This window comes from Nonomuraea longispora (genome assembly GCF_004348345.1).
Taxonomy (GTDB): Bacteria; Actinomycetota; Actinomycetes; order Streptosporangiales; family Streptosporangiaceae; genus Nonomuraea; species Nonomuraea longispora.
Genome location: NZ_SMJZ01000047.1, coordinates 1 through 15,371 on the forward strand (window position 1 = coordinate 1; position 15,371 = coordinate 15,371).

Annotated in this window: 16 protein-coding genes and 1 riboswitch; of the genes, 10 read left to right on the forward strand and 6 right to left on the reverse strand. The window is 72.4% G+C overall.

What is annotated here, in order from left to right; genetic code table 11:
- Positions 1-521 precede the first annotated feature (521 nt).
- Positions 522-666, forward strand: a riboswitch (cyclic di-AMP (ydaO/yuaA leader).
- Between the two features lie 10 nt (positions 667-676).
- Positions 677-1,399, forward strand: coding sequence for a glycoside hydrolase family 25 protein (locus E1267_RS14825; protein WP_165959620.1), 723 nt, complete (start codon positions 677-679; stop codon positions 1,397-1,399).
- 34 nt (positions 1,400-1,433) lie between these two features.
- On the opposite strand, the gene E1267_RS14830 is transcribed toward E1267_RS14825, so the two are convergent.
- Both E1267_RS14830 and E1267_RS14835 read right to left on the reverse strand, forming a co-directional pair.
- Positions 1,434-2,174, reverse strand: a complete 741-nt coding sequence (locus E1267_RS14830) for an isocitrate lyase/PEP mutase family protein (RefSeq protein ID WP_132333034.1) — start codon at positions 2,172-2,174, stop codon at positions 1,434-1,436.
- A 101-nt stretch (positions 2,175-2,275) separates the two neighbouring features.
- On the reverse strand, positions 2,276-3,691 hold the full coding sequence (locus tag E1267_RS14835) for an amino acid permease (protein WP_132333035.1): 1,416 nt from the start codon (positions 3,689-3,691) through the stop codon (positions 2,276-2,278).
- A 280-nt stretch (positions 3,692-3,971) separates the two neighbouring features.
- Here E1267_RS14835 and E1267_RS45320 point away from each other — a divergent pair, with 280 nt between their 5' ends.
- Positions 3,972-4,136: a hypothetical protein gene (locus tag E1267_RS45320; RefSeq protein ID WP_181957802.1), complete on the forward strand. Its 165-nt coding sequence runs from the start codon at positions 3,972-3,974 to the stop codon at positions 4,134-4,136.
- Here E1267_RS45320 and E1267_RS14845 read toward each other — a convergent pair.
- Positions 4,120-4,560 (reverse strand): Lrp/AsnC family transcriptional regulator, encoded by a 441-nt coding sequence (locus tag E1267_RS14845; RefSeq protein ID WP_132333036.1) that lies wholly within the window; start codon positions 4,558-4,560, stop codon positions 4,120-4,122. The genes E1267_RS45320 and E1267_RS14845 overlap by 17 nt on opposite strands.
- Before the next feature lie 80 nt (positions 4,561-4,640).
- Between E1267_RS14845 and E1267_RS14850 the strand changes: the two genes are divergently transcribed.
- Together E1267_RS14850 and E1267_RS14855 are read left to right on the forward strand one after the other, a co-directional pair.
- Positions 4,641-5,432: an AzlC family ABC transporter permease gene (locus tag E1267_RS14850; RefSeq protein ID WP_246063877.1), complete on the forward strand. Its 792-nt coding sequence runs from the start codon at positions 4,641-4,643 to the stop codon at positions 5,430-5,432.
- Entirely contained in the window at positions 5,425-5,751 is a 327-nt protein-coding gene (locus E1267_RS14855) for a branched-chain amino acid transporter permease (protein ID WP_132333037.1), read from the forward strand. Before E1267_RS14850 ends, E1267_RS14855 begins: the two co-directional genes overlap by 8 nt.
- Positions 5,752-5,763: 12 nt before the next feature.
- Here E1267_RS14855 and E1267_RS44335 read toward each other — a convergent pair whose 3' ends face one another.
- Positions 5,764-6,249 (reverse strand): helix-turn-helix domain-containing protein, encoded by a 486-nt coding sequence (locus tag E1267_RS44335; RefSeq protein WP_165959621.1) that lies wholly within the window; start codon positions 6,247-6,249, stop codon positions 5,764-5,766.
- Between the two features lie 144 nt (positions 6,250-6,393).
- Here E1267_RS44335 and E1267_RS14860 point away from each other — a divergent pair, with 144 nt between their 5' ends.
- Both E1267_RS14860 and E1267_RS14865 read left to right on the forward strand, forming a co-directional pair.
- Complete coding sequence (locus E1267_RS14860; RefSeq protein WP_132333038.1) at positions 6,394-7,473, forward strand: serine hydrolase domain-containing protein; 1,080 nt, start codon at positions 6,394-6,396, stop codon at positions 7,471-7,473.
- A gap of 231 nt (positions 7,474-7,704) precedes the next feature.
- Positions 7,705-8,931 (forward strand): MFS transporter, encoded by a 1,227-nt coding sequence (locus E1267_RS14865; protein ID WP_220449493.1) that lies wholly within the window; start codon positions 7,705-7,707, stop codon positions 8,929-8,931.
- A 56-nt stretch (positions 8,932-8,987) separates the two neighbouring features.
- Here E1267_RS14865 and E1267_RS14870 read toward each other — a convergent pair whose 3' ends face one another.
- Complete coding sequence (locus tag E1267_RS14870; RefSeq protein ID WP_165959622.1) at positions 8,988-10,232, reverse strand: DUF418 domain-containing protein; 1,245 nt, start codon at positions 10,230-10,232, stop codon at positions 8,988-8,990.
- 319 nt (positions 10,233-10,551) lie between these two features.
- Between E1267_RS14870 and E1267_RS14875 the strand changes: the two genes are divergently transcribed.
- Genes E1267_RS14875 through E1267_RS14890 form a run of 4 tightly spaced genes read left to right on the forward strand, consistent with a single transcriptional unit; the run spans position 10,552 to position 13,560 of the window.
- Entirely contained in the window at positions 10,552-11,136 is a 585-nt protein-coding gene (locus E1267_RS14875) for a hypothetical protein (protein WP_132333041.1), read from the forward strand.
- A 13-nt stretch (positions 11,137-11,149) separates the two neighbouring features.
- Positions 11,150-11,863 carry a two-component system response regulator CseB gene (cseB, locus tag E1267_RS14880; protein ID WP_281283633.1) on the forward strand — a complete coding sequence of 238 codons (714 nt, stop codon included), beginning with the start codon at positions 11,150-11,152 and terminating at the stop codon, positions 11,861-11,863.
- A gap of 29 nt (positions 11,864-11,892) precedes the next feature.
- Positions 11,893-13,122, forward strand: coding sequence for a sensor histidine kinase (locus E1267_RS14885; RefSeq protein WP_132333042.1), 1,230 nt, complete (start codon positions 11,893-11,895; stop codon positions 13,120-13,122).
- 15 nt (positions 13,123-13,137) lie between these two features.
- Positions 13,138-13,560: a YybH family protein gene (locus E1267_RS14890; RefSeq protein ID WP_132333043.1), complete on the forward strand. Its 423-nt coding sequence runs from the start codon at positions 13,138-13,140 to the stop codon at positions 13,558-13,560.
- A gap of 74 nt (positions 13,561-13,634) precedes the next feature.
- Here E1267_RS14890 and E1267_RS14895 read toward each other — a convergent pair whose 3' ends face one another.
- On the reverse strand, positions 13,635-15,173 hold the full coding sequence (locus E1267_RS14895) for an AMP-binding protein (protein WP_132333044.1): 1,539 nt from the start codon (positions 15,171-15,173) through the stop codon (positions 13,635-13,637).
- Between the last annotated feature and the right edge of the window lie 198 nt (positions 15,174-15,371).

Consider the following 15,371-nt stretch of genomic DNA (forward strand, 5'->3'; position numbering starts at 1 on the left):
CCCCGCCACCCCGCCGCCGCCCGTCAGCTCTGCAAAATCATGGGTTTCGAGGTGGACGGCAGCGTGGCGGACTACCTGGAGGTGGGCCGGCACATACCGTTCGTGCGCTTCACCTTGGCAACGTGACACCCGCCCCACATCCCGCGTGCGGGGGCGTCATCGCCGGCCGTGGCGGGCGACCGTCCCGTAGTCGCGCGCCGGCATTCATGCGGCGTCCGCATCGGCGGATCATCCGAGCCGGGCCGGCGCCCACCGACCTCGCGGGTCCCGAGCCGCAGGACCTGGTCGGCATGGTCCGGCGTACTCATCAGGCGCGGGGCCGTACGGTGGGGGCCAGCGTACGGTGCCGGAAATTTTGCCAAAGCCCTGGAACGTCTGCGCACACGGCGGTCCAGGGCTTCTCAAGGTAAAAACACATTGCATGGGGATTTATACCGCTTGCAGCGTTTATGGGGCTGTATATACCTTTCTGGGGATTACGGCAGAGGCCGACGGTGATCGTTAGCCCAGCCCTTTGCCGCGACATTGACAGGCCGAATCCGCACAGCGCGGAACCGGGGACCCACCTTTCCGGGGTGAATCGCACGCCGGCCGACGGCCGCGTGCGTAGGGCACTTCCACGTCCGAACCCGTCAGCTAACCCGGTAGGCACATGGAAGCAAGGAGTCAATCCCCCATGCGCGAACTCACCCGACGCCTCACCCTTTCCGCCGCCGGCGCCCTGCTCGCCGGAACCGCCGCCCTGTCGGGCGCGACCGCGCCCGCGTACGCGTCCCCCGTCGAGCCGGACTCGGCCCAGGCGGCCCAGCAGCCGACGCTCACCTACGGCCAGGACGTGTCCAACTACCAGCCGCAGCACGACTGGGCAGCCAGCCCCGCACAGTTCGGCATCATCAAGGCCACCGAAGGAACCGACTTCCGTGACGCCGCCTTCGCCCGGCACTGGAGCGAGCTGGGCAAGAAGGGCATCGTGCGCGGCGCGTACCACTACGGGCACCCCGCCAACGACCCCATCGCCGAGGCCGAGCACTTCCTGTCCATGGTGAACTCGCAGTCCTCCCAGCCCGGTGACCTGCTGGTGCTGGACCTGGAGACCACCGACGGCAAGTCCGTCGAGGAGGTCAACGCCTGGGCCAAGGCCTGGCTGTCGCACGTGAAGGCCGAGACGGGGGTTACCCCGATGTTCTACAGCGGCTGGAACTTCGCCGACACCCACGGCAAGGGCCTGGCCGAGTACCCGCTGTGGGTGGCCCACTACAGCAAGCCTAAGGGGATGGTGACGCCGCCCGCCGACTGGAAAACCTGGACCATCCACCAGTACTCCGACTCCCCCGTCGACCAGAACGTCTCGGCGCTCTCCCCCGACGAGCTGCGGGCCCTGGGCCGCGCCTCCGCCTGACGCGCGGAGGGCCGGCCCGCCCTCCGCGCGCCGGTCAGGCCGCGTACGGGTCCCCGCCCGCGCGGATGCGGCCCGCCATGGCCTTGAGCGCGTCCAGCGCGGTCAGGTACGTCAACGGGCCGAACGAGACGCGGGCGACGCCGAGGGAGGCCAGCCTGTCCAGGTCCATGCCGGGCATGCAGGTGACGTTGACCGGCCCGGCGACGGCCTCCACCAGGTCGCCGACCACCTCCTCCGACGGGGCCAGGATGGGGAAGACGCAGTCGGCGCCGGCCTCCAGGTAGCGACGCCCGCGTTCCGCGACCTCCTCGGCCGACGTCGAGCCGGTCAGGAACACGTCGATCCGCGCGTTGATCACCAGGTCGGGGCCCGCCTCCCGGAGCGCGGCGATGCGCTCGGCCTGCGTGCCGGCGTCGACCAGCCCTCCACCCGGGTAGTCGGTGTCCTCGATGTTGAACCCGGCCGCGCCGATGGCGGTGAGCCGTTCGACGAGCTCGCCGGCCGGCAGGCCGTAGCCGCCCTCGGCGTCGACGGTCACCGGTACGTCCACGGCCCTGATGATCCTGGCGGCCATGTCGAGCATCTCCTCGACAGGCGCCTGCTGGTGGTCGCCGCGCCCCAGCAGGGCGGCGATGGACGCGCTGGCCGTCGCCAGGGCGGGGAAGCCGGCCTCGGCCACGACGGTGGCGCTGCCCGCGTCCCACACGTTCGGCAGGATCAGCGGGTCACCGGGCTTGTGCAGGTCACGCAGGAGAGCGGTACGGGTATCGGTCATGATCGTTCCTTGACTGTGAGGGTCATGTCCCTCTCATGACTCCCGCGGCCCTCGCTTCGTGACACCTTCCCGGTGTGATCGCGGGCACACAGTCCGGTACGTCAGCGCTCGCCCGGCCCGGCCGGCGGTTGTTCGAGGGCGGAGTGCCGGCGGCTGTAGGCGAAGTAGATGACCAGCCCCAGCACGAACCAGGCGGCGAAGCGCAGCCAGGTCACCGGATCCAGGAAGGTGATCAGCCAGATCGAGAAGAGCACCCCGACGGCCGGCACGACCGGCATCCCGGGCGTGCGGAACTGCCGGCGCAGGCCGGGCCGGCGGTAACGGAGCACGATCACGGCCAGGCACACGACGACGAACGCCAGCAGGATGCCGATGTTCGTCAGCTCGGCGGCCTCCTGGATGGGCAGGAACCCGGCGATCACGGCGGAGGCGACGCCCACGATCCAGGTGACGCGCGAGGGCACGCGCCGTACCGGGTGCAGTTTGGCGAACCACTGCGGCAGCAGCCCGTCACGGCTCATCGAGAACCACACGCGGGTCACGCCGAGCATGAACGTGAACATGACGGTGAGGATGCCGATGATGGCGCCCACCGCGATCACCGACGCCAGCCCGGACAGCCCGACCGAGACGAACGCCGAGGAGAAGCCGCTCTCGGGGTCGATCTCCCGGTAGTTCTGCATGCCGGTCAGCACGAGCGTGGCCAGCACGTACAGCACCATGGCGATGATGAGGGAGTAGATGATCGCCTTGGGCATGTGCCGCTGCGCGTCGCGTGACTCCTCGGCCGCCGTGCTCATCGCGTCGTAGCCGAACACCGCGAAGAACACGGTGGCGGCCCCGGTGATGGCCCCGCCGATCCCGTACGGGAAGAAGGGGTGATAGTTGGCGGTGTTGATGTGGAAGAAGCCGACCACGATGACGAGCAGCACGACCGCGACCTTCAGCCCCACCACGAACGTCTCGAACCGGGCGGCGGCGCGGATGCCGAGGTTCAGCAGGAAGGCGATGAGCAGGCAGAGCAGCACCGCGAACAGGTCCACCACGCGTCCCTCGCCGGTGCCGGGGGCGCCGAGCATCCACGCGGGCAGCCCGAACCCCAGCTCCTGGACGAGGAAGCCGAAATAGCCGGAGATGCCGATGGCGACGACCGCGACGATCGCGGTGTACTCCAGCAGCAGGTCCCAGCCGATGAACCAGCCGACGATCTCCCCCAGGACGGCGTACCCGTAGGTGTAGGCGGACCCGGCCTTCGGGATCATTCCCGCGAACTCGGCGTAGGACAGCGCGGCGGCGGCGCTGGCGACACCCGCGATGAGGAACGACACCAGCACGGCGGGTCCCGCGGTCTCGTTGGCGACCGCGCCGGCCAGCGCGAAGATGCCCGCACCGATGATGCCGCCCACGCCGATGGCGGTCAGCTGCCACAACCCCAGTGTCCTGGCGAGTTCCCCCTCGTGTTCGGTGGCGATCTGCTCCACCGGTTTGCGCCTGAAGACGCCTCGCGAAGTGACCATGACGCCTCCCAGCCGATCGCGGCCCCCGTGCATCCGCCTGCCCGCCTGCGGCGTCAAGTAAGCTCACGCGCCGGACAAGGGCGCGCGGGCGGCACCCGGCCAGGATGCCGCCCCGTTCACGCCTCAGGGCATCTTGTACTCGGCCGCCTGGCCGCAGTAGCTGGTTCCGAACGGGGAGTTGCTGTAGCGGCACACCTGCACGACCACGCGGTCGATGGAGGTGACTCCGGTCGCGTCGCGCCACAGGTGTGGGGGCGTTCGACGTGGAGATGACCTTGAGGTGGCCGCCGAGGCGGCCACCTCGGCCGACGCGGTACGCCTGGCGCGCGAGCACCGGCCCGACATCGTCGCCTCCGCGCTGACCGAGGACACCTCCCGCCACGCGGCCGCCCACCGCGCGTGGGAGGCGGGCTGGATCCAGCCCGCCGTCACGGGGCCGACTTGATGTTCTTCATCGTGAAGTTCGACGTGACGCCCCTCACGCCCGGGACCGTCATGACGTACTGGCTGAGGAAGGTCTCGTAGGCGGCCAGGTCGGCGACGGCCACGCGCATGAAGTAGTCGGGGGTGCCGAACAGGCGGCGCAGCTCGACGACCTCCTCGGCCTGCGCCAGGGTGCGCTCGAAGCGCTCCACGGTCCCCGCGTCCTGCGAGTCGAGGGTGAGGTCGATCAGCACCTCGAAGGACCTCCCCACGGCGGCGGGGTCGATGACGGCCCGGTAGCCGCGGATGACGCCGTCGGCCTCCAGCCGCTGGACGCGTCTCAGGCACGGCCCCGTGGTGAGCCCGACCCGGTGGGCCAGCTCGACATTCGTCAGGCGCCCTTCGCGCTCCAGCTCGCTGATTATTGCTCGGTCGATCGCATCCACGGTGAGAAGATTGCACCACAAGCCGCTTGACGGGCAATTCCGGCAACCACATGGCACGTGTTTCGCGAGACCATTGAGAAGTGCGAGAACACGTTCCCCCGCAGGTCACCATGTCCCTCCCAGCGTCCCTCCCAGCGTCCGTCCCAGCGTCCGTCCCAGCCACCCGGCGGCAGCAGCTCGCCGCGGGGGTGCGCGACTCGTTCTCCGCCGGGCTGGGCATCCTCCCGCTGGGGGTCGCGCTCGGGCTGATGGTCGTCCAGGCCGGCCTGCCCTGGTGGCTGGCCCCCGCCCTGTCGCTGTCCGCGTTCGCCGGCTCCGTGGAGCTGCTGGTGGTGGGGATGGCGGCCACGGTCACGCCGCTGGGCGCGATCGCCCTGACCGTCCTGGTGGTCAACTTCCGCCACGTCTTCTACGCCTTCTCCTTCCCGCTGCACGTGGTCAGGCACCCGCTGGCCAAGGCGTACGCCGTCTACGCGATGATCGACGAGGCGTACGCGGTCAACGCCGCCCTGCCCGAGGCCGAACGCTCGGCGCCCCGGCTGCTGGCGATGCAGGTCGCCTGCGAGGCGTACTGGATCGGCGGCGGCCTGGCCGGCGTCGCGCTCGGCACGGCCCTGCCCGGCCCGGTCAAGGGCCTGGAATTCGCCCTGTGCGCCCTGTTCACCGCGCTCGCCCTGGACGCGGTCCGCTCGCGCAGCGAGCTCCCCTCCGTCGTGCTGGCCGGGGCGAGCGTCGCGGCAGCGCTCGTGCTGACCCCGGAAGCAGCCCTGTTCACCGCGCTGCTGCTGTTCCTCGCCCTGCTGCTGGCCCGCCACGCGCTCGCCGCCCGCCGGAACGCGGGCCGCCCCCAGGAGGTGGCCGGCAGTGCCTAGCACGCCCTACCTGCTCGCCGTCCTCGCGATCGTCTTCGGCATCACCTTCGCCCTGCGCGCCGTTCCCTTCGCGGCGCTGCGCGGGCTCCGCACGTCGGCGACGGCACGGCACCTGGCGATGTGGATGCCGGTGGGCATCCTCGCGATCCTCGCCGTCACCGCCCTGCACGGCACCATCACCGCGGAACCACGGGCGGCGCTGCCCGCGCTGCTCGCCGTGGCCGTCACCGCGGGCGCCCATCTCGCCTTCGGCCGCCGCACGATCCTGAGCGTCGGCATCGGCACCACCGTGTACGTCGTCCTCGTCAACGCCTTCTGACCCGGGCCGGGGTCAGCGTACGACGGTCGTCTCGTACGTCTCGATCGCGTCGCCTCCGAACGTCAGGACCGCCCCTCCGGCGAAGGCCGCCACCAGAGCCGCCACCAGAGCCGCCGCCGCGGCGACGACCCGCCACCCCCGGGTCGGCGCCGCCCACCGCCGTGGCGGCCCCTCCGTCGGCCACTCCGGACGGGCCGACGGAGCGGCTGCCGGAGCGGCCACAGCCCCGGCGATGGCGGCGCGGGCGTCCGCCCAGGCTCGCACCTGCTCCTCGTCGAGGCCACAGGCCCGGACGAACGCCACGAGCACCTCGTGCCGGGGCAGCCGGTTCCTGCCGAGCATGGTGGAGGCGGTGGAGGAGGGCAGCACGTCCCCGGCGGCGGACGCGCGGCGTTCGAGCTGCCGGAAGCTCTGGCCCGACCACGCCTTGAGCCGGCGGAGTTCCTGCATGAATGCGGCCTCGCCGGTGACCGGTGGCGGCGGCGGTGTGGTGGTCATGATCGGCTCCTGTGTCGATCTGCGGGTGCGGGCCCGGGACGCTGACCTGGACGTACGGTGTCCCGTACGAACCCGGACACCCCGACATGTTGATCAGTCCTGGCGGCGAGAGTCAACTGGTGCCTTCCGATCGCTGGAGGCCCCATGCGTACAGGTGCGCTGCTGTTGCTCGTGCTCGCGATGACCGCGTGCTCGCCCGCCGCCGACGAACCGATATCCGACTTCCTGGCCAGGACGCTGCCGGAAGGGCCGGGCGGCACGGTCATCGCGGCGCGCGGCGACCGCATCGTGGACTGTGAGGGCTTCGGCCTGGCCGACCGCGCCGCCGGGACCCCCGCGGCCTGCGACACGGTGTACGACGTCATGTCGATCACCAAGCAGTTCACCGCGGCCGCGATCCTGAAGCTCGAGACGATGGGCAGGCTGCGCACCAGCGACCCGATCAGCGCCCACCTCGGGCAGGTCCCGCCCGGCAAACAGGGGATCACCGTGCACCACCTGCTGACCCACACGGCGGGCCTTCCCGAGTCGCTGGGCGACGACTACGAAGTGCTGTCGCGCGAGGGTCTGCTGGCCCGGGCGCTGGCCTCCGCACCGCTGTCGGCCCCCGGCGAACGGTTCCGCTACTCCAACGCCGGCTACAGCGTGCTCGCCGCGATCATCGAGAAGGTCTCCGGCCTCGGCTACGAGGAGTTCCTGGCCGAGCACCTGTTCGCCCCCGCCGGGATGACCAGCACCGGGTACGTGCTGCCCCACTGGGACCGCAGCCGGATGGCCGTGGAGTACGACGCCGGTGGCCGCGCGAAGGGCCGGCCCGACGAACATCCGCGGGCACCGGACGGCCCCTACTGGAACCTGCGCGGCAACGGCGGCATGCTGTCCACCGCCCGCGACATGTTCCGCTGGCACCGCGCGCTGATCGGCGACACCGTCCTGCCCGGCGGTGCCAAGGACAAGCTGTTCACCCCGTACGCGCCGATGCCCGACTCCGACGAGTCGTACGCGTACGGCTGGAGCATGCACGGCACCGGCGACGGCCGGATCGCCTGGCACGACGGCGGCAACTCCTGGTCGCTGGCGTCGTACGCCAGGTCGCTGGACGACGGCGTGATGACGTTCTGGGTCAGCAACCACGCCTACCGCGACTCCCGGTGGAACCTGGAGGACGTGCAGGAGGATCTGACGCTGGGCATCCTGGACCGGGCCCGCGCCTCCGCCGCGTGAACCCCGGGCCGTCGCCGGGGCCCGCCCTCGCGGCCCGTCGAGGCGACCGGTCAGTTTTCGAGAAGCATCGCTCTCATAGCGACCCATAACCTGATGACCATGCACATCACGGTTCACACCACCTCCATTCCGCACGACCCGGCGAGCCCCGCGCTCCGGCGGACGGCCTCGCGCCGCGTCCGGGACCCGCGCTGAGCCGATCCGCCGCTCATGGTCTCGCACGCGCCTTCCGTGCTCCGACGTCTCGTCCCCGCCGCCTACCGGCCGGTGCTCGCCCACCGACTGTTCCGGCGGCTGATCCTCGGCTTCGCCGTCTCCTATCTCGGGGACGGCATGAGCTTCGTCGCCGTGGCATGGCTCGCCATCGAGCTCGCGCCGCAGGCGAGCGCGGGGTTGTGGGTCGGCGGCGCGGTGGCCGCGTACACGATGCCGGGCGTGGCCGGCGCGCTGGTGCTGGGCCGGCGCCTGCGACGGGTGCCGGCCAGGTGGGTGCTGCTCGCCGACAACGTGGTGCGCGGCGTGTTCCTCGGCGTCGTGCCGCTCGCCTGGTTCGCGGGGCTCCTCAGCCTGCCGCTGTACGTCGCGCTGCTCGCGGTCTCGTCCCTACTGCACGCGTGGGGCAGCGCGGCCAAGTACACGCTGCTGGCCGAGCTGCTGCCGGGCGAGCATCGGCTCGCCGCGAACACCCTCGTCAGCTCGCTCGAATTCGCCGCCACGATCGCCGGGCCCGCGATCGCGGGTGTGCTGGTGACGTACGTGAGCACGGCGCTCGTGGTCGGCCTGGACGCCCTCACCTACGTCTTCCTCGCCGTGGTCGTGCTGCGCACCCGCCTGCCCGGATCGGGGCGGGTCTCCCCCGTCGACCGGACGGCCGCCCGCGGCGGGCTCGCGTTGTTGCGCTCCCATCCCGAGTTGCTCGGGCTGCTGACGCTCACCTGGTTCTTCAACCTGCTGTACGGCCCGGTCGAGGTGGCACTGCCGCTCCACGTGACCCACGATCTGGGCGCGCCGGGCACGCTGCTCGGCCTGTACTGGATGGTGTTCGGCGTCGGAGCCGTGTTCGGCGGGCTGGCCGTCGGCGCGCTGCGGCGGCTGCCGCTCTGGCCCGTGACCGTCGGCATCGTGCTCGGCTGGGGGATCCTGCTGCTGCCGTTCGGGTTCGGCGCGCCGACGGCCGTGACCGTCGTGTGCTTCGGGCTCGGCGGCGCCGTCTACGGGCCGTTCGTGGCGCTGTCGGTGACGCTCATGCAGGCCAAGGCGCCGCCGGAGCACCTGGCCGCGATGCTGGCCGCCCGCAGCGCGGCGCTGCTCACGGCAGCGCCGCTCGGCACCGCTCTGGGCGGGCCGGTCACGACGGCGCTGGGCGCGCAGGCGACGCTCGGCGTCTCAGGACTCGCCACCGTCGTGCTCGGAGCCCTCGCGTGCGTCCTGTTGCCGGCCGGCCGCCGCAGGCGGTGAGCAGGGCGGCCGGGACCGAGCGCTGGGGCGCCTTTGGCCCGGCCGCACGCCTCCGCCTATGTGGCCTTGTGCCTGGCAGTCGCCTGGTCGCGTGCGACCATGACGGTGACCCGGTGCACCAGCCATTCCAGCGGCCCGCGCTGGATCCATCGCAGCCACAGCGGCGAGAAGACGAAGGCGAAGACGACCATGCCGGCGAACAGGGTGAAGGCGTAGGGCGGGTCGCCGGCCGTCCGCTCGATGACGACCTGGTGGGCGGCGTACCACGTCAGCGACAGGCTTCCCGCGGCGGTCAGCGGCAGCAGCGCCCGCTGCCAGCCCGGCCGCTGCAGCAGCGTGAGGAACCCGGCCAGCAGCAGCAGGCCGACCCCGACCATCATCGGCGCCATCGGGATGCTCAGCGCGTACAGCTGGTGCGGCGGCAGGGTCAGCACCGACGCCCACGGCTGCACCATCGGCCCGCCCGCGGACTTCATCATGTCCGCCAGCGCCCGCTCGGCGCCCAGCGGGACGAGCGCCACCCACGACACCAGCCAGGAGACGGCCACGAGCAGCGCGCCGCAGCCGGCCATCTTCGCACGCACGGCGCGGCTGCGCAGGTCGAGCCGTCCGATGGCCAGCCCGGCCAGCAGCAGCGGGATCGCGTACGGCGTCTGGAAGCCACCGCCCAGTAGCAGCTGGTGCACCTTCGCGAGCCAGTCCTGCGGGTTCAGCAGCACCGCCAGGCCGAAGGCCTGCTCGGCACCGGCGCTGTTCATCGGGGAGATGGCCCAATCGCGGCCGTGGTTGAGCACGATGAAGCAGAAGACGGGGAGCGCGGCCCCGAGGACGCCGGCGGCCGCCAGCAGCGTGCCCGGGCGCAGCCGTACCAGCGGGATCAGCAGCAGCAGCCACACGGCGTAGAATTCGAGGATCGACAGGTTCATGCCGGACAGCTGATCCACGCACAGGCTGATCAGGAACAGCATGACCGCGCGGACGGCCAGCCGTTTCCTGGCCGTCGCCAGCCGGTCGCCGCCGAACGGCGCCGGCCCGCCGGTCATGAGCGCCACCGAGATGCCGGCCATCAGCACGAACAGGCTCATCGAGCGGCCGGAGACGGTGTGCTCGACCCAGTCGAGCACACCTGGTTTGTCCGGCATGGGAGCGGGGCCGAGCCAGCCGGTCGGGCTGACGTGCATGTAGACCATGCCGACGATGGCCAGCGCCCGCACGGCGTCCAGCCCCGGCAGCCGCCCCCGTGGGGGCCGGGAGCTGACCGTCGGCTGAGCGCCCGGCGGGGCGTCATGGGGAACGTCCACGGGATGGTTCATTTCTGGTAGGCCTCCCAAGACAGGGGCATGGTCCCGGCTTTCTCCGCCTGCTCGGCGAATTCGATGTCTTTCTCAGTGCGTCACGGAATTTCTCCGCGGGGGAACGCCTCGCGGCTTGCCGGCGGGCGCTTCCCGGCCGCCGTACCGGCCCTGACGAGCAGGCCGGTACGGCACTCGGCTCCTCGAAGGAGCTTCACGGCGTCCACCGTAAAGGCGGTGGCCGTCGATTCATTTCAGCTTTCACATCGAAATGCCAGCGGTAATCCATAGGTCTTGTAACAATGCGCGGCAATGTATTATCTGCGGCATGTCGTTGAGAAAACCGCTCGCCGTCGCGGGCGCCGTGCTGTGCGGGCTGGCCCTGGCCGGGTCGGCTGTCGTGGCCGGGTGCGGGATCGATCCGCGGGTGCGAGTGGAAGGGCAGCCCAGCCAGGGCACGGCCTCGCCCACGCCGGCGCAGACGGCCGCCGGCACCCGGTCCGACCTGGACGGGATGCAGGTGCTGAGCGAGGATCCGCGCCTGGGCACGCGGGAGACGGCCGCGATCAGACGGTGTGAGCACGGCAGGTTCCCCGTCCACGCCGAGGAGGTCTCCCTGTCCGGCGACTGGGGGCACGTCGACCTGGTGGTCGTCACCGTCTACGTCTGCCCGGGCCGCGCCTGCGGCTATGAGGGCACTCGTGGCACCTACGTCTACCGTCTCACCGGAGGGCAGCCGGACCGGCGCGTCTACGCCCACGAGGGCGTGGGCAGCCGCGTCGAGGTCCGCGACGCCGCCCTGGTCCTGGTGCGGCCGGAATACCGGCCGGGCGACGCCGCCTCCTGCCCGACCGCCACGAGGGAGACGCCGCTTCGCTGGAGCGGCCGCACGCTCGTCCTCGACGGCGCGTGAGACGACACGAAGGATGGACAGGGATTTCATGGACGCCGCCGAGACCCCGCACGTGCTGTTCGTCGAGGACGACGAGGTGATCCGGGAAGTGACCCAGCTGACCCTCGAACGCGACGGCCTGACGGTCACGACCGCCGCCGACGGGATGGCCGGGCTGGAGGCCTTCCGCGCCCGCACTCCCGACGTGGTGCTGCTGGACGTGATGTTGCCCGGCATGAACGGCGTGAGCCTGTGCCGGCGCATCCGCGAGGAGAGCCTCGTCCCGGTGATCATGGTGTCGGCCCGCGACGACGCCGTCGACGTCGTCGTCGGCCTGGAGGCCGGGGCCGACGACTACGTCACCAAGCCCTTCGACGGCTCGGTCCTGCTGGCCCGCATCCGCGCGGTGCTGCGCCGCACGACGCAGGGCGGCGCTCCAGCCGGACGGCGGGCCCGCCCGCTGCGCTTCGGCGACGTGGAGATCGACGTCGACGGCATGCGGGTGCTGCGCGGCGGCAGGCCGGTGGCGCTCACCCCGACCGAGATGCGGCTGCTGCTGCGCTTCGCCGAGTCGCCCGGCGTGGTGCTCAGCAGGGACGTGCTGCTGGAAAGCGTCTGGGACTACGCTTACGGCGGCGACTCGCGGCTGGCCGACATCCACGTGCAGCGGCTGCGCACCAAGATCGGCGGCGACCGCATCGAGACGGTACGCGGCTTCGGCTACAAGCTGCGCGCGGAGGGCGAGTGAGGTTCCCGCGCGCGAGGGGTCCACGGCGGATGAGCCTGCGCTGGAAGATCAGTGCCACGGTCGCCGCGGTCAGCGTCGTCGTGGCGGTGGCGCTGAGCCTCATCGTCCATCTCGCCTACGCCCGCAAGCAGGCCGACGACGCCCACCGCCTGCAGGCCGAACGCATCCAGCTGCTGCTGCGCGAATATCACCGCGGCAGCCAGCCGGCCTTCGGCAGCCGGCTGGACGACCCGGCCGTGCCCGCAGACCTGCGGGCGGCGGTGCGCGGCGGGAAGGTCGCCACCGCGCTGCGCCAGACCTCCGAGGGCACCTTCATCTGGGCGGCGGCCGGCACCGGCGACCACGTGCTGTCCTTGCGCTCCGACTACCGGGACAGCCTCGGCGACCTGGCCGCGCTCGACCGGGTCCTGCTGCTGGGCTCGGCCGCGGTCGTCGCCGGCGGCACCCTGGCCGGGATCGCGATAGGCGCGCGGCTGTCGGACCGGCTGCGCCGGGCCGCGACCGCCGCCCGGCACGTCAGCGCCGGCGACCCCACCGTCCGGGTGGGCGCGGCGATCGGCGGCCGCTCCCACGACGAGGCCACCGAGCTCGCCCACGCCGTCGACGCGATGGCCGGCGCCCTGCAGGCCCGCCTCGAAGCCGAACGCCGGGTCACCGCCGACATCGCCCACGAGCTGCGCACCCCGCTGACCGGCCTCACGACCGCCGCCGAGCTGCTGCCGCCCGGCAGGATGACCGACATCGTGCAGGAGCGCACCAAGGCCCTGCGCGCCCTCGTCGAAGACGTGCTGGAGGTGGCCCGCCTCGACACCGCCACAGAGCGCCCCGCCCTGTCCGACGTCGCGCTCGGGGAGTTCACCACGCACCGCGCGGCCGCTCTCGCACCGGACGCGCGGGTCGTGGTCCGCGTCGGCACCGTCGTGGCCACCGACCCGCGCCGCCTGGAGCGCATCCTGGCCAACCTGCTCACCAACGCCACCCGGCACGGCCGGCCGCCGATCACCGTGGTCGTCGACGGACCCCGCGTCACCGTCCGCGACCGTGGCCCCGGCTTCCCCGGCCACCTGCTGCGCGACGGGCCGGCGAGGTTCCGCAAGGGCGGCGACCGCACCACCCCCGGCCACGGCCTCGGCCTGACCATCGCCGCGGGCCAGGCCGCCGTCCTGGGCGCCCGGCTCACCTTCGCCAACCCGCGGGAAGGCGGCGCTCTGGCCACGCTCGACCTCGCCCCCGCCGCCGGCGGCGAACCCTCCCCGTGATATGATCGTTTTGTCATGGACACTCATGACACTTCCCGGCCTCACGTCGTGCTCGCGGGCGACCCCGCCGGCGCCGCCGCCCGTTTCGTGGCGGCCATGAACACCCACGACCCTGCGGCCCTCGACCACGTCTACGAGGACGACGCCGTGCTCGTCCCCGTCCCCGGCCATCCCGTCGCCGGCGCCGGCCTCCTGGCCGCCAACGAGCACCTGCGGAGCTTCGGCCTGCCGATCGAGGCGTGTCCCAGGCACGTGTACGTCGCCGGCGACATCGCCCTGCTCATCGTCGACTGGTCGATGCGCGGCACCGCGAGGGACGGCAGCCAGATCGACCTGTCCGGGACGGCCACCGACGTCGTCCGGTGCGGCCCGGACGGCCGGTGGCGCTACGTCATCGACAACCCCCACGGCACGGCCTCACCGCCGCTGAGCCCCTGACCGGCCGCCGCCCCTGACCGGCCGCCGCCTCGTCCGCCCGGCGGCCCGTCGGGTGGGCCGCGGCGCCGGCTGGGTCAGTCGCCGGTGAGCCGGGCGCGGTCGACCTTGCCGGTCGGGTTGCGCGGCACCGACGGCACGAACACGATGTCACGCGGCACCTTGAAGCCCGCCAGCTCCGCCTTCACCGCGCTCCTGAGCTCGTCGGCCGACAGGGTGACGCCCTCCTCCGCGACCACGTACGCCGCCAGCCGCTGGCCGTACTCCTCGTCGGGCACGCCCAGCACGGCCACGTCGGCGACGCCCGGCAGGCGGGCCAGGAGGTTCTCGACCTCCTGCGGGAAGACGTTCTCCCCGCCGGAGACGATCATGTCGTCGTCGCGGCCGTCGATGAACAGCAACCCTCGCTCGTCCCGGTGCCCCAGGTCGCCCGTGCTCATCAGCTCGCCCGCCCGCGCGCCAGACGCCAGTCCGCCGCCGACCAGGACCCGCCCCACCTCGCCCGGCGGCAGTTCCTCCCCGTCCGGTCCCGCGATCCGCACGGTGGCGCCGCGCGGCGGGCGGCCGATCGTCTCGGGGGCATCCCGCAGGTTCCCGGGCGTGGCGAGGGCCACCCAGCCGGCCTCGGTGGAGCCGTACAGGTTGTGCAGCACCTCGCCGTAGGCGTCCATGAACGCGGTGGCGAGGTCCGGCCGGAGCGCGGCGCCGCCGGAGACCACCACCCGCAGGGCGGGCAGGTCGCGGGGCTCGCGGGCCAGCAGCCGTGACAGCATGGCGGGCACGGCGACCAGCGCGCCGGCCCGGTGCCGCTCCAGGGCGTCGAGCACGGCGTCGGGGTCGAATCGGCGCATCAGGATGACGGGACATCCGAGCACGAGCGCGACCGCGTACCAAAGGATGCCGAGCCCGTGGAACAGCGGCGGCGCGATGAGCATCGGCTCGCCGCCGCGCACCGGCACGGTGGCGAGCATTGAGACGAAAGGCTCGGCCAGTTCCGCCATCGACAGCCGCCGGGGCGCGCCCTTGGGCAGGCCGGTCGTGCCCGAGGTGAGCAGCACCAGCCGTCCCGGCCGCCTCGGCACCGGAGCGGGCGGGGCGCCGGAGCGCATGAGCTCGTCGAGATCGTCGGCGCGCCGACCGGCGAAGTCCACCGGCGGCAGGCCGGGCGCGGCGATGAGCACGCCGACCTGTTCGCGGCGCAGCACGTCGCGCAGGGCCGGGCCGGCCAGCCCGGTGTTGAGCAGCAGCAGGTCCGCGCCCAGCCGGGACACGGCCGCGACCGCCTCGGCGAACCCTCGGTGGTTGGGCCACATGACCGCCACCGTGGTCCCCTCTCCCACGCCGAGCCGGTGGTACAGGCCGCCGGCCAGCGCGGCGGCGCGCTCGTCCAGTTCGGCGAACGTGAGCGCTCCGTCCTCGTCCAGGATCGCCTGCCGGTCCGGCCAGCGCGCCGCCGCCATCGCCAGCCCGGCGGCGGGGGTCACGTGGAAATGCCGGTACGCCTCCACCACCCGGGCGAGCGCGGCAGGGTGGACCGGGCGCAGCAGCCCGTTGCGGGTGAGGGCGACCGCGGCCTCCGCGCCGAACTCGCCCAGCTCGATCAGCCTCTCGATCATCGACGTACCCCTAGGCCTTTCTCACCGGAGGAAGTACGCGTACCCGCTCAGCCTGTACGGGAACCTCGCGGTGCCGCGATCAGCCGCCGCCGGGCCCGACGTCGCGGCGTGAGCACGCACCCGGCGCTTGACACCGCGCGGACGGCACGGTTGTAATGCTCGACGTGTCGTGTGACGCCGCCAGGTGGACGGCGGCGG